Origin of the sequence: Archangium violaceum (assembly GCF_016859125.1) — a bacterium.
In the GTDB taxonomy this organism is placed as follows: domain Bacteria; phylum Myxococcota; class Myxococcia; order Myxococcales; family Myxococcaceae; genus Archangium; species Archangium violaceum_A.
Genome location: NZ_CP069338.1, coordinates 1,758,548 through 1,781,137, shown reverse-complemented (window position 1 = coordinate 1,781,137; position 22,590 = coordinate 1,758,548). Strand labels below are relative to the sequence as shown.

The window sequence follows — 22,590 nt, the reverse complement described above, 5'->3', positions numbered from 1 at the left end:
CGAGGCCCGCCTTCCCGGTGTTCAATGGGCACCGTGGAATTCCCCTCGCTCGACGCCGAAGTCGCCTTCCTGCGCGGCCTGACCGCCGTGGTGCGGATGGCCGATGACATCCTCGAGGACTGCCTGGAGCGGGGCCTCGACCTGGATGCGGCGGTGGATGTCTTCCTCACCCAGTGTGCGCGGCTGGTGCATGCCTCGGCGGGCTTCGTCTGCCTCCGGGGCTCCTCGGGTCCCGTGCTCACCCGGGTGTTGGGTCAGCTCGCCGTGGACGTGTTCGAGGCCGCGAGCTGGAAGGGCCCTCGCCGCCTGCCCGATGGGCGGATGCTCTTCTGCGCCCCCCTGGCGCTCGGCAAGCTGGAGATGGGCACGCTGGGGCTGGTGGTGGAGGGGTGCTTCGATGACGGCGGCCGGCTGGTGATGAAGCTGGTGGAGGCCATCGGGGATCAGCTCGACAACGCGGTGCTGGCCTTCCTGGCGCTGACCGACGGCCGGAGCGTGCTGGAGCGGCTGGACGACATGGCTCCCGTGGATGACCCGGTCACGGGGCCGCGTGGCCGCATCGGCCGCTACGAGCTGGTGACTCCCCTGGGGACGGGCGGCATGGCGCAGGTGCTGGTGGCGCGCACGCGAGGACCCGAAGGGCTCGGGCGGCTGGTGGCGCTCAAGCGGATTCTTCCGCACCTGTCCTCGGACCCCGACATCGTGAAGCAGTTCCTGGACGAGGCCCGCATCGGGCTGCGGCTGTCGCACCCCAACCTCGTCACCTTCTACGACTTCGGCGAGTCGCAGGGCGCCTACTACCTGGTGATGGAGCTGGTGCGTGGAGTGGACTTCGACCGGCTGTTGAAGACCACGAAGCCCTCGCCGGCCGTGACGGTGGCCATCGTGGTGCAGGCGCTGCACGGGCTGCACGCGGCCCACCTGGCGCGAGGCGAGGACGGGGTACCGCTGAACCTGGTGCACCGGGACTTGTCGCCGCACAACCTGATGGTGGGCTTCGACGGACGGGTGAAGGTGCTGGACTTCGGCGTGGCCAAGGCGCGAGCCCAGCGCACGGTGACGCTGCCGGGCATCGTGAAGGGCAAGCCGCTCTACATGTCGCCCGAGCAGGCGAGGGGCAGCCGCCTGGACGCGCGCAGCGACCTCTTCTCCATGGGCCTCATCCTCTACGAGGCGTTCACCGGTGTGCGCGCGTTCGATCGCGGGGACGAGCTCGAGTCCATGCACGCCATCTGCGATGACCGGCTGGGCCGGCCGAGCTCCATGTCGCTGCCGGTATGGGAGGTGCTGGAGGTGGCGCTCTCGAAGCATCCGGAGCACCGCTTCGCCAGCGCGCTCCAGATGGCGGAGGCGCTGGCGGAGGCCTGTCCCCCGGCGCGTGAAGGGGAGGTGGGGCGGCTCATGGCCATGCACTTCCCCGAGCGCCTGCGCGGCTTCGAGCGCCTGGAGCGTGTCCACCTCTCCTCGGGGAGCTCGGCGAGCACCTCCCCCGCGCCGACGCGGCTGCGTGCCGCCGCGCCGGACAGGACGGGTCGCTAGAAGCCGCGCTTGTTCGCCGGGTCGGTCTCGCCGCTGAGGTCCAGCTTGCGCGTGCCCTCCACGGTGGAGTCGCGGCTCTCCCTGCGGTGGGCCTCCTCCGCCTCGTAGAGCTCATCGTGGACGATGGGGAGATCCTTGTCCGACAACATCACCCGGGAGCGGGCCGACTCCTGCTCGGCGCGCAGGGGCGTGCCCACCACGGTGTCCTCGGAGGAGGCGCGCATGACGGGCCGGTCCACCCCCTCGCGGTGGACGGGGATGCCCACGCCGCGGGCCCGGTCTTCCTCGGTGAGGATCGGGCTGGCCCGGGCGCCCTCGGTGTTGTACGGCCCGATCTCCTGGTTGCCCAGGTCCTGTGTGCGCTGCTCGTGGCCCAGGGGCGCCCCGGTGCGCTCGCCCGCGTTCAGCCACGCGGCGTCCGAGGCCCGGGTGCGGGTGCCCGGGCTGGTGTTGGAGCCATGGGGCTCCTCGTCGGAGAACGAGCGCAGGCTCTCCTTGCCGTGGGCCAGGATGATCTCCCCGTCCCGGATGTCACTGATCTCCGCGTACCGGACGGAGTAGTCCTTGGGGAAGAAGAGCCCCTTCTCGATGTGGAACTCCGTATCACCGACGGCATACACCTTGCCGAGCTTGTGTCCGTCGATGCTGCGGACCGTCATGCCTTCCTTGAGGTCTCCGCGCTGATACATGGCTGTCTCCTCGTGGATGTTCTTCTCGCGCAAAGGTGGGGGCCCCGGGGAGGGGAGGGCAGCCTCGCGGTTCGAGGTGGGGAAGGCCTGACGGCCCGGCGGCCCTGCTGGAGAACGAGGGGGGGCCGAACTTGATGCTTGGGGTGGAAAAAAGTCCGGGGTCCTTCCTGACGAGGTGTTGCGAGCTTGACCCCTCTTTCGCATCCCCATAGAAAACCGGGGCTTTGCCGTAGCCCTGTCCCCTGGAGGCTGCTCCGCATGCGCCGTTTCGCTCCGATGCTCCTCACCGCGTTCGCGCTGTTCGCGGCCGGCTGCGAGAAGAAGTCCCAACCCGCTCCTTCCGGTGAGGGCGGCCAGGCTGCCCAGCCGGCGGCCGCCGGGGGTGCTCCCGCCGACTCGAACACCATCCTGCTCGGACAGGTGGGAAGCCTCACCGGCGCCCAGGCCACCTTTGGCGTGTCCACCCGCAATGGTATCGAGCTGGCCATCAAGCAGGCCAACGACGCCGGTGGGGTGAAGGGCAAGAAGATCGCCGTGCGCGTCTACGACAACCAGAGCAAGCCCGAGGAGGCCGCCCAGGCGACCACGCGCCTCATCACCCAGGACAAGGTGGTGATCATCCTCGGCGATGTGGCCTCGTCCAACTCCCTGGCCATGGCGGAGAAGGCCCAGTCGGCCGGGGTGCCGATGATCACGCCCGCCTCCACCAACCCCTCCGTCACGGAGAAGGGTGAATACATCTTCCGCATCTGCTTCATCGACCCCTTCCAGGGATTCGTGATGGCGAAGTTCGCCCGCGAGCACCTCAAGGCGGAGCAGGTCGCCATCCTCCAGGACAACAAGAGCGCCTACTCCATCGGCCTCACGGACGTGTTCCAGGGCAAGTTCACGGAGTTGGGCGGGAAGATCACCACCCTGGAGAGCTACTCCCAGGGCGACACGGACTTCCGCGCGCAGCTCACCGCCATCAAGAAGACGAAGCCGCAGGCCATCTACGTGCCGGGCTACTACAGCGATGTGGGCATCATCGCCCGCCAGGCGCGCGAGCTGGGCCTGATGGTGCCGCTGATGGGCGGCGATGGCTGGGACTCGGAGAAGCTGTTCGAGCTCGCGGGCAACGCGCTGGATGGCAGCTACTTCTCCAACCACTACTCGCCGGAGAACCCGGAGCCGCACGTGCAGAAGTTCATCGCGCAGTACAAGGCGGCCTACGGCAGCGTGCCGGACGCGCTGGCGGCGCTCGGTTATGACGCGGCCAGGGTGGCGATCGCCGCCATCGAGCGGGCCAGGGATTTGAGCGGCCCGGCCATCCGTGATGCCATTGCCCAGACCCAGGACTTCCAGGGAGTGGCCGGCACCATCTCGCTGGACAAGAACCGCAACGCGGTGAAGTCGGCGGCGATCCTCAAGGTCGGCGACGGCAAGGCCCAGTTCGTCACCACCATCAATCCGTAATGGCCCAGCTCCTCCAGCACCTCATCAACGGCATCGCCGCGGGCACCATCTACGCGCTCGTCGCGCTCGGCTACACGATGGTGTACGGCGTGCTCAAGCTCATCAACTTCGCCCACGGCGACGTGATGATGGTTGGCGTGTACATGGGCTACTCGACGGCCTTCCTGCTCGGGCGTCAGACGCAGAGCACCCCCTGGGGGGTGCTGGTCATCTTCCTGGTGGCCATGGCGGGTTGCGCGCTCATGGGGTTCCTCATCGAGCGCTTCGCCTACCGGCCGCTGCGCGACAAGCCCCGGCTCACCGCGCTCATCACGGCCATCGGCATCTCGTTCGCGCTCTCGTACGGCTTCCAGCTGGACATCGGCTTCCTGCCGGGCTCGGCGCCGCGCGCCTTCCCTCAAATCATCAAGCCGGCGCAGTGGTTCACCGTCGGAGACCCCGAGTTCCCGGACGTGGTGCTGTGGAACTGGCAGGTCATCTCCCTGATGTTGGCGGTGGGGCTGATGGTGGGCCTGCAGTACCTCGTCTACCGCACGCGCTTCGGGCGGGCGATGCGGGCGGTCTCCTTCGACCACCGCGTGGCGGCGCTCATGGGCATCCCCACCGACCGGGTCATCTCGCTGACGTTCATGATTGGCAGCGCGCTGGCCGCGGGGGCGGGTCTGCTGTACGCCATCAAGGACACGTCGGTGAGCCCGCTGATGGGCCTGTACGTGGGCCTGAAGGCCTTCGTGGCGGCGGTCATCGGTGGCATCGGCAACGTGCCGGGAGCCATGGTGGGCGGCCTGCTGCTGGGGCTGGTGGAGGAGTTCGTGGTGGGCTACGCGGCGAGTACCTGGCGTGACGCGGTGGCCTTCGGCTTCCTCATCCTCGTGCTGCTCGTCCGGCCCGGCGGTCTGTTCGGCCGTGTCGCGGCGGAGAAGGTCTGACGCCGCGCATGGATACCGCCGCCGTCGTTTCCTCCAAGCCAGGGAATCCCACCTCCATGGTTCCCGCCTCCCTTCGCGGCATCTTCCCCGTCCTGGTCGCCCTGCCCGTGCTGCTCCTGCTGGAGTGGCTGCTGAGCGACTCGCCGTTCGCCACCTACCTGCTCTCCATCATGGGGGTGAACGTCATCCTCGCGGTGAGCCTCAACATCGTGAACGGGATGACGGGCCAGTTCTCCATCGGCCACGCGGGCTTCATGGCGGTGGGGGCCTACCTCTCCGGCGTGACGTCGCTGGCGCTCAAGGACGTGGCCATCTCCTTCCTCCCCGTGGCGGTGAGCGACCAGGTGTTCCTGCTGGTGGCGCTGCTGGTGGGCGGTATCGCCGCGGCCACCGCGGGCTTCCTGGTGGGCCTGCCCAGCCTGCGCCTGCGCGGTGACTACCTGGCCATCGTGACGCTGGGCTTCGGGGAGATCATCCGCGTGGCGGTGACGAACACCGAGGCCTTCGGGCGGGCGCTGGGGTTGAGCGGCATCCCCCAGACGTCCTCGGTGGCCATGGTGGGCTTCTGGGTGTTCCTCGTGGTGCTGGTGGCGCGCCGCATCGCGGGCTCGAGCCATGGCCGCAGCCTGTGGGCCATCCGCGAGGACGAGGTGGCCGCCGAGGCCATGGGCGTCAACACCACGGGCTACAAGGTGCGCGCCTTCGTCATCTCGTCCTTCTTCGCGGGCGTGGCCGGCGCGCTGTTCGCGCACTTCGTCCCCATCATCAACCCGGGCTCCTTCACCTTCGTGAAGTCGATGGAGATCGTCGTGATGGTGGTGCTGGGGGGGCTGGGCTCGACCACGGGCGCCATCGTGGCGGCGGTGTTCCTCACGCTGCTGCCCGAGGGGCTGCGCTCGCTCTTCACCACCTTCGGCACCGGGGGCAGCCTGGCGCAGCAGGTCGATCAGATCCGCATGCCGGTGTACGGCTTGATGCTGGTGGTGCTGATGCTGTCGCGCCCGCAGGGATTGCTCGGCACGCGGGAGCTGTGGGAGGTCATCCCGCGGTGGATTCCTCGTCGCCGGAAGGGGATGTGATGAGCGGGCCGTTGCTCGAGGCGGTGGGGGTGAGCATCCAGTTCGGGGGCCTCAAGGCGCTCTCGGACTTCAACCTCGCCATCCACAAGGGAGACCTGCAGGGGCTCATCGGCCCCAATGGCGCGGGCAAGACGACCGCGTTCAACGTGCTGACGGGCGTGTACCGGCCCACCGAGGGCGAGGTGCGCGTGGCCGGGCAGCGCGTGAACGGGTGGCTGCCGCATCAAATCAACCACCTGGGACTGGCGCGCACCTTCCAGAACATCCGCCTGTTCCGCGCCCTGACGGCGCTGGACAACGTGAAGGTGGCGTGCCGGGCGCAGGGCGCGCTCAATCCCGACGGCGTGGGCCTGGGCGTGAAGTTCCGCGGGGCGATGAGGAACTATCGCGACTGGTGGCGGGCGCTGATGCTGACGCCGGGCTTCCAGGCCGAGGAGCGCGACCTGACCGAGCAGGCCGAGCGCCTGCTGGAGGTGATGGGGCTGGCGCACCGGCGCGACGAGGAGGCGCGCAACCTGCCCTACGGCGAGCAGCGGCGGCTGGAGATCGCCCGCGCGTTGGGCACGCGGCCCAAGGTGCTGCTCCTGGACGAGCCGGCGGCGGGCATGAACACCCGCGAGAAGGCGGACCTGATGGTGCTCATCCGCAAGCTCCGGGACGACTTCGACCTGGGCATCCTGGTCATCGAGCACGACATGAAGCTCGTGATGGGCATCTGCGAGAAGATCACGGTGCTGGACCACGGCGAGACGATCGCCCGGGGCGCGCCGGCCGAGGTGCGCAACGACCGGAAGGTCATCGAGGCGTACCTGGGTGACAGCTACCTGGAGTCGCAGGGAGGCGCGGCGTGAGCGAGGCGCAGGTGCAACTGCTGGGCGAGCGCCAGGAGTTCCCGCCGCTGCTGTCGGTGGACGGGGTGAAGGTGTCCTATGGGGCCATCCAGGCGCTCAAGGGCGTGACGCTGAAGGTGGGCAAGGGCGAGGTGGTGGCGCTCATCGGCGCCAACGGAGCGGGGAAGACGAGCACGCTGCGCGCGGTGAGCGGGATGCTCAAGCCGGTGGGTGGGCGCATCACCTTCGGGGGCGAGGACACGACGGGAGCGAAGGCGCACACGCTGGTGCCGCGCGGCATGGCGCACGCGCCCGAGGGCCGGGGCATCTTCCCCAACCTGACGGTGCTGGAGAACCTGGAGCTGGGTGCCTACCTGCGCAATGACGCGGAGGGCATCGCGGCGGACATGGAGAAGAGCTACACGCTCTTCCCGCGGCTGAAGGACAGACGCAAGCAGCTGGCGGGGACGCTGTCGGGAGGCGAGCAGCAGATGCTGGCGATTGCCCGCGCGCTGCTGAGCCGGCCCAAGCTGCTGTTGCTCGACGAGCCGTCGCTGGGGCTGGCGCCGCAGGTGACGGAGACGATCTTCCGCAACCTGAAGGACGTGAACGCCTCGGGGGTGAGCATCCTGCTGGTGGAGCAGAACGCGCACCTGGCGTTGAACTTCGCCCATTACGGCTACGTGCTGGAGACGGGCGAGGTGGTGATGGCGGGTCCGGGCAGGGCGCTGCTGGAGAGCCCGGAGATCCGCAAGGCCTACCTCGGCGAGTAGGGGACCCCCTCCGGACGCCCCTCCCTCTCCCTCTGGGAGAGGGTCGGGGTGAGGGTATTGGCTTGATACCTGGACGCCCGAGGCACACGCGCTGACCTGACGGGAGAAGACTGCTAGCATCCGGTGACCAGGGAGGTCACGTGTTTCCAGCTTTTCTCCGGCGGGTGCCGGTGCTGGCGGTGCTGGTGGCGGTCGAGGTGTGGGCGAGACCCGAGCCGGAGACGGCGAGGGGATTGAAGGCGCGTGAGGTGGTGCTGCGAGAGGGGCCCGAGGAGTCAGCGGAGCTGCGCGTGCACCCGGGCTTCCTGACCACGCTGGCCTTCGAGTCGGGGCTGGTGCCCGGTTCCGTGAAGGTGGAAGCGCCCGAGCGCGTCCGCCTGTTGGGTGCGGAGGGGCGGGTGGTGGTGCTCGAGCCCCTGGTGGAACTGGCGGAGGGCGAGCGGGTGCGGCTCTGGGTGACGGTCACTCGGGGCGGTGCTGCCGTGGTGCGCGCGGTGCTGGTGCTCGTGCCACATCCGTCCGAGGTGGATGCGCAGGTGAGGGTGGTGCTCCCGGAGAAGCTCGCGCAGGTGATGGCGCCGACGGAGCCGAGCGAGCAACCGGACCTCGTGAAGCTGCTGTTGTCGGGCTCGGTGGCACTGGGGAAGAGCATCATTGGTGCACCAGCTTCTGCTTCGCTCATCGCCGAGGGTGTGGAGGCGGAGAGACCTTGGATGTACCGGATGGGCGAGCAGCGGGTGCTTGCCATTGCATTCCGTAATCCCGAGGGGGCGGCTCCTTGGATACCTCGGGTGGTGTGGTTGTCGAGCGAGTCGCTCGGTTCAAAGCCCGTGGCGCTATCAGCGCGCATGCGCGTCTCGCGGTTGATGCCGGGAGAGCGCGGCTGGGTCGTCATGGAGTGGCCAATCGACAAAGAGGCCGCGGCCTTTCGCCTGGTGGTTCGAGAGAGCGAGGCAGGTCGAGGCGTGCGGCTGGAATGGGAAGGGCGTTGATGGGAGGGCGCTCATCCTGTTCGTCATCGCCGCTTCCCGTGATTCCAGAGACACGATTCGTAGACGAGGCGTTTCCGCGCTGGTTGCAGGCGGGAATGTGCGTGGGCTCCTGGCGAATCCTGCGGTGGTTGGGTCAGGGCGGTTACGGGGTGGTGTATCTCGCGGAGGACGCGCGGCGGGTATCGGCTGGGGGGGTGAAGAGGCTCGCGGCGCTGAAGTTCGCCGTGGGCCGGACGAAGGTCGAGGATCCACAAGCGAGGCGGAGGCTGCTCCGGGAAGGGGACATCCTGCGCCGAGTCGTGCACTCCCATGTAGTGCGGTGTCTCGGGCATGGGGAACACCAGGGCGTGCCTTACCTGGTGTTGGAGTACATCCCAGGTCTGGACCTCTACGGCTGGTCGGCCTTCCGCAACCGGACAGCGCGAGAGGTGGTGGGGCTGGTGGGCGTGTTGGCGCTGACCCTTCGTGCCGTGCACGGGTCCGGAGTGTTTCATCGGGACTTGAAGTGCACCAACGTTCTCGTTCGCGAGCCGAACGGACAGCCAGTGCTACTGGATTTCGGAGTGGGGGACTACGAGGGTGCATCCACCCTCACCGGGACGGTGTTGCCGCCAGGCACCGCTCATTATCGCAGTGCGCAGGCGGTGCGCTTCCTGCTGAACGATGAGAACCCGCCTGATGCCCGCTATCGCTTCACGATTGCGGATGAGCTCTACGCATTGGGAGTCATCCTCTACCGACTGCTGACGGACGAGTACCCCTTCTCCCCCGAGCTTCCCCAGCCCATCCTCTACGAGCGCATCGAGGAGGATGAACCCACCGCGCCGATGCTGCTCAATCCTCGTGTGCCACGTTCCGCGAGCGAATTGGCCATGCGTCTGTTGTCGAAAAGGCCGGAGGAACGCGGTGCGAGTGCGGAGGCAGTATACGCAGCCATCCAGGCGGCCATGGCGGATGGAGATGGCCAGTGGGATGGTTTCCTTTTCGACTGGGACGATGGTCCTTCTCCGGACTCGCGGACAACGGAGGAGACGAACCCCCTGGGACCCATCGCGCCCGGGCATGAGGTCGCACTCATGCATGCCGCCGCTCAGCGGCGTGAGTACCGGTGGGAGCAGCGGAAGAAGAAGGGGTTGCGCAAGCGTCCTCGCCTTCCCGCGCCCACCACGCCAGCGCCATCCGCTTCCTCGGCATCAGGCTCCGGAAGGTCGGGCAGGAGAGCCGCGTGGGGGCTGCTGGCCATCGCCTGCCTCACGGGCCTTGTGTGGTCCACTCGTGAAATGGCGCTGTCACGCGCTGCTTCCCAGGTGTCTCCCACGAAGGATGGTCAACCCGTGAATACAGAGAAGGTTCGTAGTGCCCGGTCGCAGGAACAGCTGATTGAAGATTCCACCGCGGTGAAGCAGGTGGGGCATCTCCTGGAGAGGTGCGCGGTGGCGGCCGCCGCCGGCCTGGTTCTCTCGGCTTGTGCCGGGGTTCCTGCACGACCCCCGGAGCGGGAGTGTCCCGATGCGGCGTACGAGGCCATGCGCAAGCTGGGCGTTACCTTTGACGATGCGCAGTTCCTGGTGCTCGACGTCAATCGTCCAGGTAGCGGGTCCGAAGTTGCGACCTTCCGCGATGGCCCCCTGGTAAGCGTGCTGCACGAAGGCTTCCACCGTATTCCTCCAGGGACATTGGTGTACGGCCATCTCTGGGTGAGTGGTGCGCGGATCATCGGGCACTACGATCGCGCGAAGCTGCCGGGAGGAGAGAGCATCCCCGTGTGCTTCGCGCTTGGCTCTGCTTTCGAGCGGGAGCCGGGCCTGTCGAAGCTCTGGGGCACCAAGGAGCCCGGGACCGTGGAGATTGCCCGGGAGGTTCCGATCATGGTGGTCCGGCGCTTCGAGTCCGAGTAGCGCGTCCGCGTTGGGGCTTCAGGGCAGGAAACCGAGGACGCTCACGCCCTGGGGCCCCACCGAGAGCGCGGCGACACCTGGAGCGGGCGCGGCGGGCCGGTCATTGAGCCAGAGGTAGGCGCCCGCTCCGACGAGTACCGCGCCCACGCCCGCGCTCACCCCAGCGACAGTGCGTTTGTTGCTGGCCTTTTCACGGAGCGCGACGATCTCTCCGAGCTGGTTGTAGGTCGGGTAGGTGTTGTCCTTGTAGAACTCGTTGGACTTGGCCATGTCGCTGTTGCTCGAGATGGCGAAGAAGCCCGCGAGGCCGAGCGCCACGACGCCAGCCCCCGCGGAGCCATAGGCCGCGGGGGTCTTCCAGGTGCGTCCGGTGCGCGGAGCCTCCTGGGACATGCCGAGGGCCTCCGGTGGGACGGAGGTCCTGGGCGGCTCTGCCTGCGCCGTGCCCGTGGCGGGCCCCTGCGCGGGCGGGGGCGTGGCCACGAGGGGAGGGGGAGCCGGCTGTTCGACGAGGGGGGTGATCTTCAGGGGGACGAAGTTGAGCTGCTCGCGCAGGCGGGTGAGGGCGGTGCGAAGGAGCTCCTCCTGCGGCTGGCCGCGGCTGCGGATCTGGATGCTCTTCTGGTCGACGATTTCACCTCCGGGGTTCACCACGAGGCCGGAGACGCGCGTGAGCTGCCCGGGGTTGACGGTGATGAGGACGGCGCGACTGGCCTGGGTGGCGGTGGCGAGCCTGCCGAGGCACTCGGAGGGCTTCTTGGGCCGCGCGCACGACTTCCTGGGCTCCTTGTCGAGGAAGGAGCGGACCTGCTCGGACGGCACGAGCTGCACGTCGCCGCGGGCGATCTCCGTGGCGCAGGCGGTCTGGTAGTCGGAGATCTTGTCCTTGTTCTTCTCGCCGACGATGGCGCACGGGTGCAGGGCGACGAGGTCCGTCTGCGCGGAGGTCGGGGCGGCGGCGGGCTCCATCGCCTGGGCGGCGGGAGCGAGCAGCAGAGCGAGCGCGAGGAGGGTGGGTCGCGAGGAGGAAGGATGTTTCACAGTTGACCCCGCGTGAAGGGACAGGTTTCGCGGAACCGGTCATCGGGTGGAGATGGCCGAGGGAGCGCAACCTTCCGTGCGTAGGGGGCCCATGCTATCCACCAAGGCAGGGCCGTCAAAGGGTTTGGAGAGGTGACGTGATGCTGCGCAAGGTGCTCGGAACAGTGCTGCTGCTGGGGGCGCTCTCGGGATGCACCCAACCGCTTCGTGTGTGCGAGACGGACAGTGATTGTCCGGAAGGTGGCACGTGCGATCAGGGCACGCACCTGTGCTTCAAGATCGTATGCGATACGCCCTGTGCACCGTACGAAGCCTGTGTGGCCACGAACACGTGTGGACCTCTGTACACGGACCTGATGGTGAAGCCGGGTGATGGCTCGGTGTTGAAGGCGGGTGAGGTAGAGGTGCGCGCCGAATTGAGCGTGCGTGCCGGGTTCACGCCGAACTACCCGGAGACCTTGAACTTCAGCGTGGTGCGGAGTGACGGTGGACCGAGCGGGACGCTGGTCCAGGTCGAGAGGAACGAGGGAGTCTACATCGCTAGGTGGACACCGCCAGGGGACGGGGTTTTCCGCCTGACGGTGGCGCACCCGGAGGCTGGGGGCCCGAGCACCACGGTGAACCTGGCGGTGGATGCGACTCCGCCCACTTTCCTGGTCACGGTGCCTCCAGCGGACGCGGGCGTTCCAACAGAGAGGACAACGTACACGGATCCGACATCGGGCTTCGCGACCGCGTGGCGGCGCGATCAGGTGGCGCCAGTGGAGATTCGGACGAACGAGCCGAACCTGGACCCGAGCACCCTCACGGTCGTGTTGCAGGGCACGGACGGAGGGACGGTGCCTGGAGGTCCTGTCACCGCATTTGCGCAGAGCGAACCCTGTGACGCGGGCTTCTGTGGCGTGGCCCAGGTGAAGCTGTGGGAGCCACCGTTCGATACCTTCCGCGGCACGATGACGGTTGAAGTGAGCGGCGCGGACAAGGTGGGCAATACCGGCAGTAGTTCACATTCCTTCAATGTCACTCGTTGGAAGTGGGTGTTTGATGGAGCTGCGGGCACTATCAAGTCCGTTCCTGGCATCGGAGCGACGGGCACCGTCTACTTGGGTACCAATGCGAACACGAGCGGTAAAGTGTTCGCACTGGCTCCTGATGGCACACTGAAGTGGGAGTCGGAGGTGGGGGCGGTGGTTGGTGGTCCTGCCGTAGGTGCATCCGATGGTGGCACCGAGCCGATCTATGTGGGGGTAAATCGTAACAGCACTGGGTTTTTGTCTGCGCTCCAGAGTGGTGATGGTGGAACGCTGCTGGAGTGCTCCATGCCTTCGAATGGAGCCTTCGAAGGGGGATTGGCTCTTGGCAAGACGAGCTCGGCCCAACTCGAGACTGCGGTCAGTGTCTATAATGGTAACTCGGGAGTTTCTGTCATTGCTGGCATCAGGCCAAACGCTTCCATTTCTTGTCCTGTGATTGAGCGTCTTTCCAGTGGAGAGCCGATTCCGGTGCTGACCGCAGGGACTCCAATCGTGATGCGGGACGACAACATCTTTTTCTCTGGAGATGTGTCGGGCCAGTTCAAGATCACGAGCTATGCCTTTGGTTCCCCCATCCCTCGGAGCAACTGGCCAGTGAACCCTCCCACGGTACCGCGCAGCTTGGCTTTGGTTGGGTCCGATATCATGAGCGTGGCGGCTGGCTCTGACTCTGTTTCTGGTGGTCTATTCAAGATTTCTCAGGCCGGTGCGGCGGATGTCACGCGTCTTTATCCGGCGGGCTCAGCATGGTCCTCACGGGTTTACGGTTTCGCCGTAGGAAGTGCTGACAATGTCTTCTTCGGCGCAGAGCCGTCCGGAAGTATCGAGTTCAACCGGCTCAATCTGACCAATGGTGCGGTGCAGACCGCATCGATCAGCCCGGCGATTCGAGCCACCCCCGTTGTTGGTGTGAATGGGAACGTCTACACCGTCACGACCAACGGCACCGTCAGAGCCTGGAGCGCGGATGCGCTTTCTCCGCGCTGGACCCTTGCTTCTGCCCTGGGCACGGTGGACGCCTCTCCCACGCTCGATTGCCCGCGCGATGCCTCGGGTGCGTTGGTGGACGGCAATCACGGTGTGCTCTACGTACCAGTAGGCGGCAAGCTGCACGCCTTCGTCGTGGATAGTCGGGGGCTGGACACCTCGGCTCCGTGGCCCAAGTACCAGCACGACTCGCGCAACACCGGTAACCCGGACACCCCCATCTCCTCGTGCCCTTGAGGCGGCGTGATGGCTTCGTTTCTCGCACCTCGCGAAAGCCGCCACTCCCGATATTCGAACGTAGCGACCGACGGCGGACTCGTCTAGGGTCCGCCGACGTCCTCATCCACCCTCTACCTTCAGGACTCGCACATATGTCATCGCTGTCCCGACTGTTCGCCGCCCTCGTCACCATTTCGCTGATTGGCGCCGCTTGTGCGACAAAGGAGGGCGCCACCACCGCCGGTGGTTCCTCCACTGTCGAGGAGGTCCCCAACGAGACCACCACCACCGACGAGGCCATGCCTCAGGTCCAGCTCCAGCAGCTCTCCGCTCCCGAGGGCTTCACCGTGATGTTCCCCGGTAACCCCCAGCCCCAGCGCGGCAAGGTCGCCATCCCCGGTGGTGAGGTGCAGACCGCCGCCTGGACCATCTCCGACCCCAACGGCGTCCTCTACTCCATCAGCACCGCCGACTACCCCGAGAAGGTCGTCGCCGCCAACCCCGCCTCCGCCTTCCTCAACGAGGGCAAGACCGGCCTCGTCAACCAGCTCAAGGGCACCATCAAGGCCGAGGAGGACATCACCCTCCAGGGCTACCCTGGCAAGTCGTTCACCGTCTCCTCCGATTCCGGTGAGGTGCGCGCCCGCAACTTCCTCGTCGGCCCCCGCCTCTACACCCTGCTCGTCCTCTACAACCCGAGCATCGGGGCTCCCCAGGCCGATCAGTTCCTCTCCTCGCTCGAGTTGGTGAACCCCCCGCCCGCCATCACCCCGGCCAGCGCCGCCTCCGACGGTGGCACCCCCGCCGGTGACGCCGGTACCCCCGCTGGTGATGCCGGTACCGCCACCGACGCCGGTACCCCCGCTGGTGATGCCGGTACCGCCACCGACGCCGGTACCCCCGCCAAGCCGCGCCGGTAGTTCTCCTCCGGGACACGCAGGGCCTCGGCGCTCGCGTGTCCCGGTCGCCCGGAGTGGTGCCTTCATCCGCCGGGCAATCTCCCCGCCGAGACCTTCTTCGTCCCGCTGCAACGCACGAGGGCGCCTCGCGCGGCCAGGACTCGCGGAGGCACCTCATGTGGGATCCCCAGCAGTACGAGCACTTCCGAGACGCGCGCAAGCGCCCCTTCTTCGAGCTGCTCGCGCGGGTGCCGGTGTCCGCTCCCGGGTTCGTCGCCGACCTCGGCTGTGGCACGGGTGACCTCACCCTCACCCTCGCCGAGCGCTGGCCCGGAGCCCATGTCGCCGGTGTCGACTCGTCCGAGTCGATGATCGCCGAGGCCCTCCGCCGCCCCGCCCCCGAGCGAGTCCGCTTCGAGCTCGCCGACCTCGCACGCTGGCGGCCCTCCTCGCCGCTCGACGTGCTCGTCTCCAACGCCGCCCTGCACTGGCTGCCCGGCCATGCCTCCCTGCTCTCGGGGTTGGTGGGGCTGCTCGCTCCGGGCGGGGTGCTCGCCTTCCAGGTTCCCGCCAACTTCGAGGAGCCCTCGCACCGGCGCATCGACGAGGTGCGGGCGCTCCCCCGTTTCGCCCCCTCGCTCACCAACGTGCGCCGCGGGCATGCGGAGCCACTCGCCTTCTACGAGGCCCACCTCGCGCGGCTCGGCTTCTCCGTGGATGCCTGGGAGACGGCCTACCTCCACGTGCTCCCAGGTGAGGACGCCGTGCTGCAGTGGCTGCTCGGCACCACGCTGCGGCCGGTGCTCACGGCGCTCGGCCCCGAGGAGGGCCAGGCCTTCCTCGATACCCTGCGGCCTCTCCTGCGTCAGGACTACCCGGCGGCCGCGCATGGCACGCCCTTCCTGTTCCGCCGGCGCTTCGTCGTGGCCGTGCGCCCCTCCGCTCCCTGAGGCGCCACGCTCACTGCGGCCAGTGGAAGCGTTTCCCCTTGTCACCCACCACCCAGATGTCCTCCGGGCTGGTGCCGGCGAGGTCGTTGAGGGGTTGCCCGGTGCTCACGCCGGACGCCTCGTTCCAGGTACTGCCGTTGTACCGGTAGAGCTTTCCGCTGCTGGTGGTGACGTAGATGGAGTTCTTTCCGAAAGCGAGCACCGAGCGCAGGCTCTCCGAGGCAGGCGCCGGGTGTGGATTCCACGAGGTGCCGTTCCACATGAGCATGGAGGAACCCTCTCCGACGGCATAGGCCAGCTGCGAGTTCACGACCCAGACACCGAGGAGGCGTTTGTCCGCGATGCCCGAGATGCTCTGGACGTTCTCGTCGACCCAGGTGTTCTGGCTCGGATTGAAGCGGAAGATGCGCGCATCGATTTCGGGCCTGTTCTGGCCGCCCACCGCGAAGAGCACCTCCCGTGAGATGCCATGCGCATCCCAGAGTTGGTCCTCTACAGCCTTGGCCTCGAGGGGGGTGCTGAAGTCGACGAAGCGAAACGCGCGCCCATTGTAGGGATAGAGCTTGTCCTTGCCGATGATGTGGATGTCGAAGTCGCCGCCGGGCACGGGCACTCCGATGATGCCCCTCACATCCGTGTCCGTGGCATGGGCCCCGTTGTAGTCGCAGCTCGTGGCGCCAGGCAGGTGGCTGCCCAACATGGCATCATCCCCTCCGAGTAGGGCCTTGCCATCTCGCGGATCCACCCAGACGGCATTCCACACTCCCGAGCACTTCCCCTCGGGGGTCACGAAGGTCGTTTCCCCGGGTTTGCGCACCTGCAGGAGGTTGGTGCCTCCGGTGACCCACACGCCCCCATTGCCCCAGACGGCCACGGAGCGCCAGTCATCTCCGTTTCCCGTTGAATAACTCGCCCAGCTCCCGCCGCCCGTGGGACACACGTCGCCCTCGTCCTCCGTGCCGTCGCAGTTGTTGTCCTCCTGGTCGCACAGCTCGCGCGCGTCCGCGTGCGTGAAGGGGTTGCCGTCGTTGCAGTCACCGGCTTGGAGGATGTACCCGGTGTTCGGCGTGCAGGTCAGGACGCCCGCGTCCGTCTTCCCATGGGAGTCGAGGTCCTCGTCCGGGTAGTAGGTCGAGGGCGGGGTGGTGTAGGCGCACTGGACGCTGCCGTCCGCCGCGCAGGCCTTGGCGCCCGTGCAGCCCAGCTCCTCGCCGCAGCTTTCGCCCAGGCCAAGCCCCTCGTCCTTCGTGCCGTCGCAGTTGTTGTCCAGCGCGTCGCAGAGCTCCGTCGCGCCGGTGTACACGTTGGCCAGGGTGTCGTCGCAGTCGTCCGCGATGGCCACGTAGCCGGGGCGGGTGGGCCCGCAGTTCGTCACCGCCGCGTCAGGCGCGCCGTGGCTGTCCTGGTCGTTGTCCGCGTACAGCGTGGTGGGCTTGGGGCTGTCGCACGCCACGCTTCCATCCGGGGCGCAGACGCGCTTGCCCGTGCAGTCGCCTTCACCCGTGCAGCTCTCTCCCACGCGCAGCCCGTCGTCCGCGGTGCCGTCGCAGTTGTCATCCACCTCGTTGCACAGCTCGGTGGCGCCCACGTAGCGCTGCGCGTTGGTGTCGTCGCAGTCGTCGCTGTTACCCACGTAGCCCTCGGGCGGATTGCAAGCCGAGAGGCCTGGGCCCTCCTTCGAGCCCTGACCATCCTTGTCCTCATCGGGGCGCCACATGTCTGGCCTCTGCTCGCAGGTGCGCGCGCCCTCGGTATTGCAGGTCCAGGCGCCCTTGCAGCCACCAGCCGCGTCACACCGGGCACCCACCTCGAAGCCCTCGTCCCTCTTGCGGTCGCAGTTGTCATCCCGGTTGTTGCAGAGCTCTTGCGCGCTCGGATTCACTTCGATGCTGTCATCGTCGCAGTCGCTGCCCCCGGTGGCTTCGGACACGTAGCCGTCCTGGTCCTTGTCGTCGGCCGCCAGCTTCAGCTCGAGGTTGACCACGGCGCCCTTGTCCACCGTCACCGTCTCGGTGGAGGTGACCACCCCCTTGCCCGTGCACGCCTTCTCGAAGGCCTCGGCGGTGAGGGTCAGGGTGTTGCTCCAGCTGGCCTCGCGGAAGGCGGCCACCGTCACCGCGCCTCCGGTGGCCTCTCCCTTGCCCACGAGCTCCGTCGTGCGCGCCTCGCCCTCGCCCCGTGCATCCTTCACCGCCACCCGGATGCAGCCGGGCTTGAAGCCTTCGTAGGAGACGGTGAGCTTCACCGCCCCGTCATTGTTGCGGCAGCCGGTGCCGAGGAGGGCCAGAACGCCAACGAGGAGCGGAACACGCGGGAACATGGTCGCGCATTATGCCCTCGTTTCGTCTCTCAGCGGACACCCGGAAAGTCCGAGTGCACCACCGTGAGGCGCTCGTCCGCGGCCAGGCTCGCCGGGGTGATGAGCTCCAGCTCCAGGGGCACCTTCCCGCCGTAGCGCTCCCGGATGGCGGGCCCCAGCTTCTTCACGTTCAGTGTGCCCAGGCGCTCCAGCTTGCCGTAATCCACCTGCGCGGCGGCCGAGTACGCCTTGCGCGCCAACTCCGAGCAGTACATCGCCTCGTCCCCCCACCCGAAGCGCCAGTCGTACGGCTTGCCCAGGTGCCGCCGGGCCTCCGCCACCGCCGCCTCCCGCTTCTCCTCGGCGAGCTGCTCGGGCCGCAGCACCAGGATGCGCCCGTTCATCCCGCGCGCCTTCCACTTCGCGAACGGCACCCGCTGCACCGGCTGAACCGCCTCCACCACGAACACTCCCGAAGGCGTCACCTCCACCAGTCCCACGTGTGACAGGGGGCTGTCCGTCGCCGCCTGGATGGCCGCCGATTGCCGCGAGCGCGAGGTGTGGAAGACGAGGTCCCCCGTCCTCAGTTTCGCCTCGAGCGGCTGTGGCGCGGCGACCGCGCCGTGGGCCAGGAGCAACAGGGGCAGCACCGAGAGCATCCGCCAACGCATCGAAACCCGGTCCTTTCTGGCGCGACCTCCGCGCCCGGCCGGTCCTCACTGCATGGTGGGTGCCAGGGGGACCTCGGCGCGCGAATGGTATTGGCCACCCAGGCTCTCGAAGAGGACGAGCCGGTCTACCCGTGCCTCGCCCCACTTCGCGTCCTGGAGCGCGCGCACGCACTCGGCCAGCTCCCGGTCTCCCCGGGGGACCTTCGCCCGCGCCAGCGTGAGGTGCGCGGCGTACTCGCGGTGCTCGGGCTCGAAGCCCAGCGGCTTCAGCGCTCCGGCGACATCCGCCTGCAGCGCCCCCAGGGCCTTCGTGTCTCCGCCCACTCCCGCCCATAGCACCCGGGGATGCGATGGCGAGCCGAAGCTCCCCCCACCCTCGATGGTCAGCACCAGGGGGGCGTGTTTCGGTCCCACGCCCATCAGGGCGTCCTTCACGGCGGGCAGCCGCTCGGCCTCCACCTCTCCGAGGAAGCTCAGGGTGAGGTGCAGGTTGGCTGGCGGCACCCAGCGCACTCGAGGCGCCAGGCCCTTGAGACGTTGGAGGGCCGCGGTGGCCTCGGATTCGATGGTCTTCCCAAGCGTGACGGCGACGAAGAGGCGCATGGGGGATCAGATCTGCACTGTCCGGCGACGGGGCCAGAGCGCGTAGGCCCAGAAGGGCAGGAACAGGACCAGCTCCACCATCACCACGTACAGGCCCCGCGTGGAGAGCATGCCCGCGCCGATGGGGGCCACGGGGATGGGGCGCAGCGGGAAGAAGTAGCGGAGGTTGTTGATGGGCCAGAGGAGCGCGGCGCCCAGGCCGCCCGTGGTCATCGCGTCCAGCAGTCCATGGCTCGCCAGGGCCGCGAAGCTGAGCAGCCCCACCTTCAGTGCCGGCCCTCGGGCCATGCGCGTTCCGGCCGCCATCCCCAGGGCCACCACCGCCGCGAGGAAGAGCGAGTGCGAGGCTCCCCGGTGTCCCCACGTCGCCGCGTAGGGAATCCCCAGCTTGAAGGCGATGACATCCGCGTCCGGCAGCATGGACAGCGCGGACAACACCAGCATGGACGCGGCCACACGCCCCGGCGGTGCCGCTCCCGCGCCGAGACGTCCGAGTGCCATTCCCACCGCCACGTGACCGATGCTCGCCATGCGGCCTCACAGGCTAGGCGCGTGTCGGGGAATCGGCCAGAGGGACAGTGACGCATAGCAGGCACCATATGGCGCTACAGGCGCAGTGGTCATGAGGGGAGGACGAAACGACCACTCGTCGTGCCGCCTCGCGGCGACCTCGCCGCTACGCGGCCTGCGCGGCCAGGCCAGGCAGCGCCCAACCCTGCTTCCACATCTTCTTGAGGTTGTGGACGGCGCACGCCAGCGAGAATTCTCCTCGCACCTTGCGCCTCCTCGGGCTCCTTGCCCTCGGCCTGGGCCTTCTTCCTGGCCTGCTCCTCCAACTCCTGCTTCGCCTGGCCAATCCTCTCCCGGCGCTTCTCCTTCTCCACCGCCAGCGCCACCTTCTTCTCCGCCGCCACCTGGCGCGCCGCCTCCCGCAGCCGCTCGGCGCGCTTCTTTGGATTCTTCATCTCCTCGGGCAGCTCGTCCCCACGCCGTCCCTTGCCGTGGCGCTCGTCCTCCTGTGCATCCAGCGCCTCGGCCTCCGCCAGCAGGCGTGCCACCTGCTCGTCCAGCTTCTCCATCGCCTCGTCCATTCGCCCGTAGCTCATGGCCTTGTGCTTGCTGGCGTTGGCCTTCATCTTCGTGCCGTCCACCGACAGGTGCCCCACCTTCTCGAGCCCCGACTGGCTGGCCACCCGCGGCGTGTCCACGAAGAGGGCTCGGAAGGCCTCCAGGTGTCTCACCCGGAAGGCGCACACCGTGTCGTGGTCGGGCCGCTCTCCTCCCGTCAGGTAGCGGAAGGCGATGTCCGTCTCGCACCGCCGCTCAATCTCCCGGCTGCTCGTAATGCCGCGCGTGTAGGCGTACATGAGCAGCAACGTCATCATCACCGGGTGGTAGGGCGGCTGGCCGCACTCCTTGGTGTACGCCCCCAGATGAAGGACCACCTGGGGCGTCACCCCTCTACCCCACCCCCAGCGGTGGGGTTCTCCGACACGCTCCTAGGGAACGCACGACTGGTTCGGGCACGTGCAGGTCTCAGCGCACGCCCGGTAGGCACTCCAGAACGCGTTGCCGAAGGCGTCGCTGCGATTGCCTCCGTCCTTGTTGTACCCGTGGCCCGTGGGGAACCGGCCCGAGCCGGCGACGCAGGAGCCACTGCCGTTGGGGCCGTAGTTGACGCCGTAGGTGCCCGAGCGGGGCGCGCAAGGATCCGGCTTGGCCCATGCTCCGACGTTCACCCATCGATCTGCGTAGTCGAGAATCACGCTGGCGTTGAGCGGCCAGCGGTTGCGAAGCGCGGGCATCAGCCGCATGAGCATCGCGGTGTATTTCGTCTGCATGGCTGTGTTGTCTTGATACGAAGTGCCAGGGATGGCCCCACCGTCGATATAGCCGTACGGATCCCGGATCGTCTTGGTCAAACCCGGGGGAGCCGCGACGTCATCCCAATATTCCTGCTCGCTGCCGGTCAACTGTCCCCAGAGTGCCACGTTGTTCGCGCCGCGGTAATAGGACGACGTCTCGAAGAAGTGGCCCGCATTGAGCGTGGCGAAGTCCATGGAGAGCTGGGGCTCGTCGAGCAGCGTTGCCGCCCAGACCCAGGTGAGCAGCTTTCCAGCGCCGTTGCCGCCGCCTCCTCGCTCGAAGCTGACTCCCATGTGCTGGGTGGCCCAGACATCGATTCCGTGCTGGACGTAGCCGATGAGGGTCTTCAGCTTGGCCTCGTTGTCCTGTTGCGCCGTGCAGGGAGGGCTGCCGCAGACATCCGCCAGGTTGAGCCAGCCCAGGAGCTCGGTGTCGAACTGCCAGATGTCGCCGGACCAGGACTTGCCATTGGGGTTGGCGTCCGCCGGCGGCATGATGTCGTTGTCCACGCTGTCTGCCGTGTAGTCGAGGCGGAGATGTTGAGTCCATTTTTCGGCCGTCTGCTGGCTGATGGAATTGGACTTCACCGCCCCCGTGTTCGGCAGGCGCGAGAGACGGTCCATACGGAGCTTCGTCGCGGAAAAAACCGGCCGATAGGTTCCAACATAGGGGGGCCTGAATTCATTGGCCGGATCCGCTGGCGGCGCGGCGAGTACCGTCACCACGGCCGCGAACTGTCCCAGGGTCTTCATCGTGGAGGTGGAGTCCCTCGAGACGTACTTGATCACCGCGTCTCCCGCCTTGGCGGCATAGGGGAACGTAAGCCCCGCTTTGTAATTCCGGAACCGGCTGTCCCAGGACTGAGAAGCACCGATCCTGCCGTCGGGGTTGATGCCAGCGCCGTGACGGCCGCCGGAGGCGGCGGGAGAGATGCCGGTGATGTTGACGCGTCCGCTCGACCCGACGACCACCCAGTAGTCGCCGTTCACGTAGGTGCCGCAGGTGTAGGGCGAGTCAAAACGGAACACGATGTCGTTCGCCGCCCCCGACGGTGCCGCGTAGCGAATGCACGGCCCGCTCACGTCGCGGGTGAGGGTTCCCGGGTTGCCCGTACAGCCGCAGCCAGTCGGGGCAGCCAAAGTGGTGGCGGTCGCCACGTTGGACGCAGGCCCCACATTGCCAGCAGCGTCTTGGGCTTTGACCGTATACGAGTAGCTGGTGTTGGGGACCAGGCCACCGTCTTGGTAGGCCAACGCCGTCCCGGGTGCCAGGCCCACCTGGGTTCCGTCGCGGAAGAGGATGTAGCCCGTCACGCCCACGTCGTCCGTGGCCGCGCCCCACGTCAGGTTCACCTGTCCGGACGAAGCGGCGGTCGCCTTCAGGGTGTTGGGTGCCGAGGGCGGCGTCGCATCCGTGGAGAGCGAACGGGTCGCGGTGCTGGCGGTGTTGGAGGCCGGGCTCACGTTGCCGGCCGCGTCTTGGGCCTTCACCGTATACGAGTAGGTTGTGCCGGAGGCCAGGCCGCTGTCCCGATAGCTCAACTCCGTTGCGGACACCGTGCCAGCCTGGGTGCCATCACGAAGCACCAGGTAGCCTGTCACCCCCACGTTGTCGGTCGCCGCGCTCCACGACAGTTCGACGGCGCTGGACGAGAGCTCGAGACCCGTCAGAGCGCCAGGGGCCGTGGGGGGCTGGGTGTCGGAGGCAGGGCCGTCGCAACCGAGGCTCGAAGCGGCACATAAAGCACAGGCAAGGACGAGGGTGGCGATTCTCACAGACGAGCTCCCGATTGTTCTGCACGTATCACGAAGGACTCAGCTCGATGTTGAATTGTCAT

19 protein-coding genes are annotated in these 22,590 nt (G+C 67.6%); 11 read left to right on the top strand and 8 right to left on the bottom strand.

The features are described 5' to 3' along the window. The first annotated feature begins 24 nt into the window (after positions 1-24). Positions 25-1,539, top strand: coding sequence for a serine/threonine-protein kinase (locus JQX13_RS07505; protein WP_203408363.1), 1,515 nt, complete (start codon positions 25-27; stop codon positions 1,537-1,539). Here the strand turns inward: JQX13_RS07505 and JQX13_RS07500 are convergent. After that, a complete protein-coding gene (locus JQX13_RS07500; RefSeq protein ID WP_203408362.1) occupies positions 1,536-2,228 on the bottom strand; it encodes a hypothetical protein in 693 nt (230 codons plus the stop codon). The two genes, JQX13_RS07505 and JQX13_RS07500, sit on opposite strands and share 4 nt — an antisense overlap. Positions 2,229-2,486: 258 nt before the next feature. Between JQX13_RS07500 and JQX13_RS07495 the strand changes: the two genes are divergently transcribed. From JQX13_RS07495 to JQX13_RS07465, 7 genes are all read left to right on the top strand, one after another. After that, positions 2,487-3,683, top strand: coding sequence for an ABC transporter substrate-binding protein (locus tag JQX13_RS07495; RefSeq protein WP_203408361.1), 1,197 nt, complete (start codon positions 2,487-2,489; stop codon positions 3,681-3,683). After that, positions 3,683-4,612, top strand: a complete 930-nt coding sequence (locus JQX13_RS07490; protein ID WP_203408360.1) for a branched-chain amino acid ABC transporter permease — start codon at positions 3,683-3,685, stop codon at positions 4,610-4,612. Before JQX13_RS07495 ends, JQX13_RS07490 begins: the two co-directional genes overlap by 1 nt. A gap of 8 nt (positions 4,613-4,620) precedes the next feature. Beyond that, positions 4,621-5,691, top strand: coding sequence for a branched-chain amino acid ABC transporter permease (locus tag JQX13_RS07485; protein ID WP_203408359.1), 1,071 nt, complete (start codon positions 4,621-4,623; stop codon positions 5,689-5,691). After that, entirely contained in the window at positions 5,691-6,542 is an 852-nt protein-coding gene (locus JQX13_RS07480) for an ABC transporter ATP-binding protein (protein ID WP_203408358.1), read from the top strand. Before JQX13_RS07485 ends, JQX13_RS07480 begins: the two co-directional genes overlap by 1 nt. Continuing rightward, positions 6,539-7,294 (top strand): ABC transporter ATP-binding protein, encoded by a 756-nt coding sequence (locus JQX13_RS07475; RefSeq protein ID WP_203408357.1) that lies wholly within the window; start codon positions 6,539-6,541, stop codon positions 7,292-7,294. The genes JQX13_RS07480 and JQX13_RS07475 overlap by 4 nt, the downstream gene beginning before the upstream one ends. Before the next feature lie 140 nt (positions 7,295-7,434). Continuing rightward, the gene (locus tag JQX13_RS07470; protein ID WP_203408356.1) at positions 7,435-8,286 is read left to right on the top strand and encodes a DUF2381 family protein; all 852 of its coding nucleotides are present in this window, start codon (positions 7,435-7,437) and stop codon (positions 8,284-8,286) included. Beyond that, complete coding sequence (locus JQX13_RS07465; RefSeq protein WP_343211070.1) at positions 8,271-10,184, top strand: serine/threonine protein kinase; 1,914 nt, start codon at positions 8,271-8,273, stop codon at positions 10,182-10,184. Before JQX13_RS07470 ends, JQX13_RS07465 begins: the two co-directional genes overlap by 16 nt. Before the next feature lie 18 nt (positions 10,185-10,202). Here JQX13_RS07465 and JQX13_RS07460 read toward each other — a convergent pair whose 3' ends face one another. After that, on the bottom strand, positions 10,203-11,225 hold the full coding sequence (locus JQX13_RS07460; RefSeq protein ID WP_203408354.1) for a hypothetical protein: 1,023 nt from the start codon (positions 11,223-11,225) through the stop codon (positions 10,203-10,205). Positions 11,226-11,362: 137 nt separating this feature from the next. On the opposite strand from JQX13_RS07460, the gene JQX13_RS07455 reads away from it, so the two are divergent. The 3 genes from JQX13_RS07455 (at position 11,363) to JQX13_RS07445 (ending at position 15,314) form a co-directional block, all read left to right on the top strand. Beyond that, positions 11,363-13,483 (top strand): PQQ-like beta-propeller repeat protein, encoded by a 2,121-nt coding sequence (locus JQX13_RS07455; RefSeq protein WP_203412653.1) that lies wholly within the window; start codon positions 11,363-11,365, stop codon positions 13,481-13,483. A 134-nt stretch (positions 13,484-13,617) separates the two neighbouring features. Next, positions 13,618-14,385, top strand: a complete 768-nt coding sequence (locus JQX13_RS07450; RefSeq protein ID WP_203408353.1) for a hypothetical protein — start codon at positions 13,618-13,620, stop codon at positions 14,383-14,385. Positions 14,386-14,540: 155 nt separating this feature from the next. Further along, positions 14,541-15,314: a methyltransferase domain-containing protein gene (locus JQX13_RS07445; RefSeq protein ID WP_203408352.1), complete on the top strand. Its 774-nt coding sequence runs from the start codon at positions 14,541-14,543 to the stop codon at positions 15,312-15,314. A gap of 10 nt (positions 15,315-15,324) precedes the next feature. Here the strand turns inward: JQX13_RS07445 and JQX13_RS07440 are convergent, their stop codons facing one another. From JQX13_RS07440 to JQX13_RS07415, 6 genes are all read right to left on the bottom strand, one after another. Next, the gene (locus JQX13_RS07440; protein ID WP_203408351.1) at positions 15,325-17,634 is read right to left on the bottom strand and encodes a MopE-related protein; all 2,310 of its coding nucleotides are present in this window, start codon (positions 17,632-17,634) and stop codon (positions 15,325-15,327) included. 29 nt (positions 17,635-17,663) lie between these two features. After that, positions 17,664-18,284 (bottom strand): YiiX/YebB-like N1pC/P60 family cysteine hydrolase, encoded by a 621-nt coding sequence (locus JQX13_RS07435; RefSeq protein WP_203408350.1) that lies wholly within the window; start codon positions 18,282-18,284, stop codon positions 17,664-17,666. Between the two features lie 45 nt (positions 18,285-18,329). Then, entirely contained in the window at positions 18,330-18,887 is a 558-nt protein-coding gene (gene thpR / locus JQX13_RS07430) for an RNA 2',3'-cyclic phosphodiesterase (protein WP_203408349.1), read from the bottom strand. Between the two features lie 6 nt (positions 18,888-18,893). Continuing rightward, positions 18,894-19,418, bottom strand: coding sequence for a metal-dependent hydrolase (locus tag JQX13_RS07425; protein WP_203408348.1), 525 nt, complete (start codon positions 19,416-19,418; stop codon positions 18,894-18,896). Between the two features lie 89 nt (positions 19,419-19,507). Beyond that, entirely contained in the window at positions 19,508-20,344 is an 837-nt protein-coding gene (locus tag JQX13_RS07420; RefSeq protein ID WP_203408347.1) for a transposase, read from the bottom strand. 42 nt (positions 20,345-20,386) lie between these two features. Further along, positions 20,387-22,528, bottom strand: a complete 2,142-nt coding sequence (locus tag JQX13_RS07415) for a fibronectin type III domain-containing protein (RefSeq protein ID WP_239014599.1) — start codon at positions 22,526-22,528, stop codon at positions 20,387-20,389. Positions 22,529-22,590 lie beyond the last annotated feature (62 nt).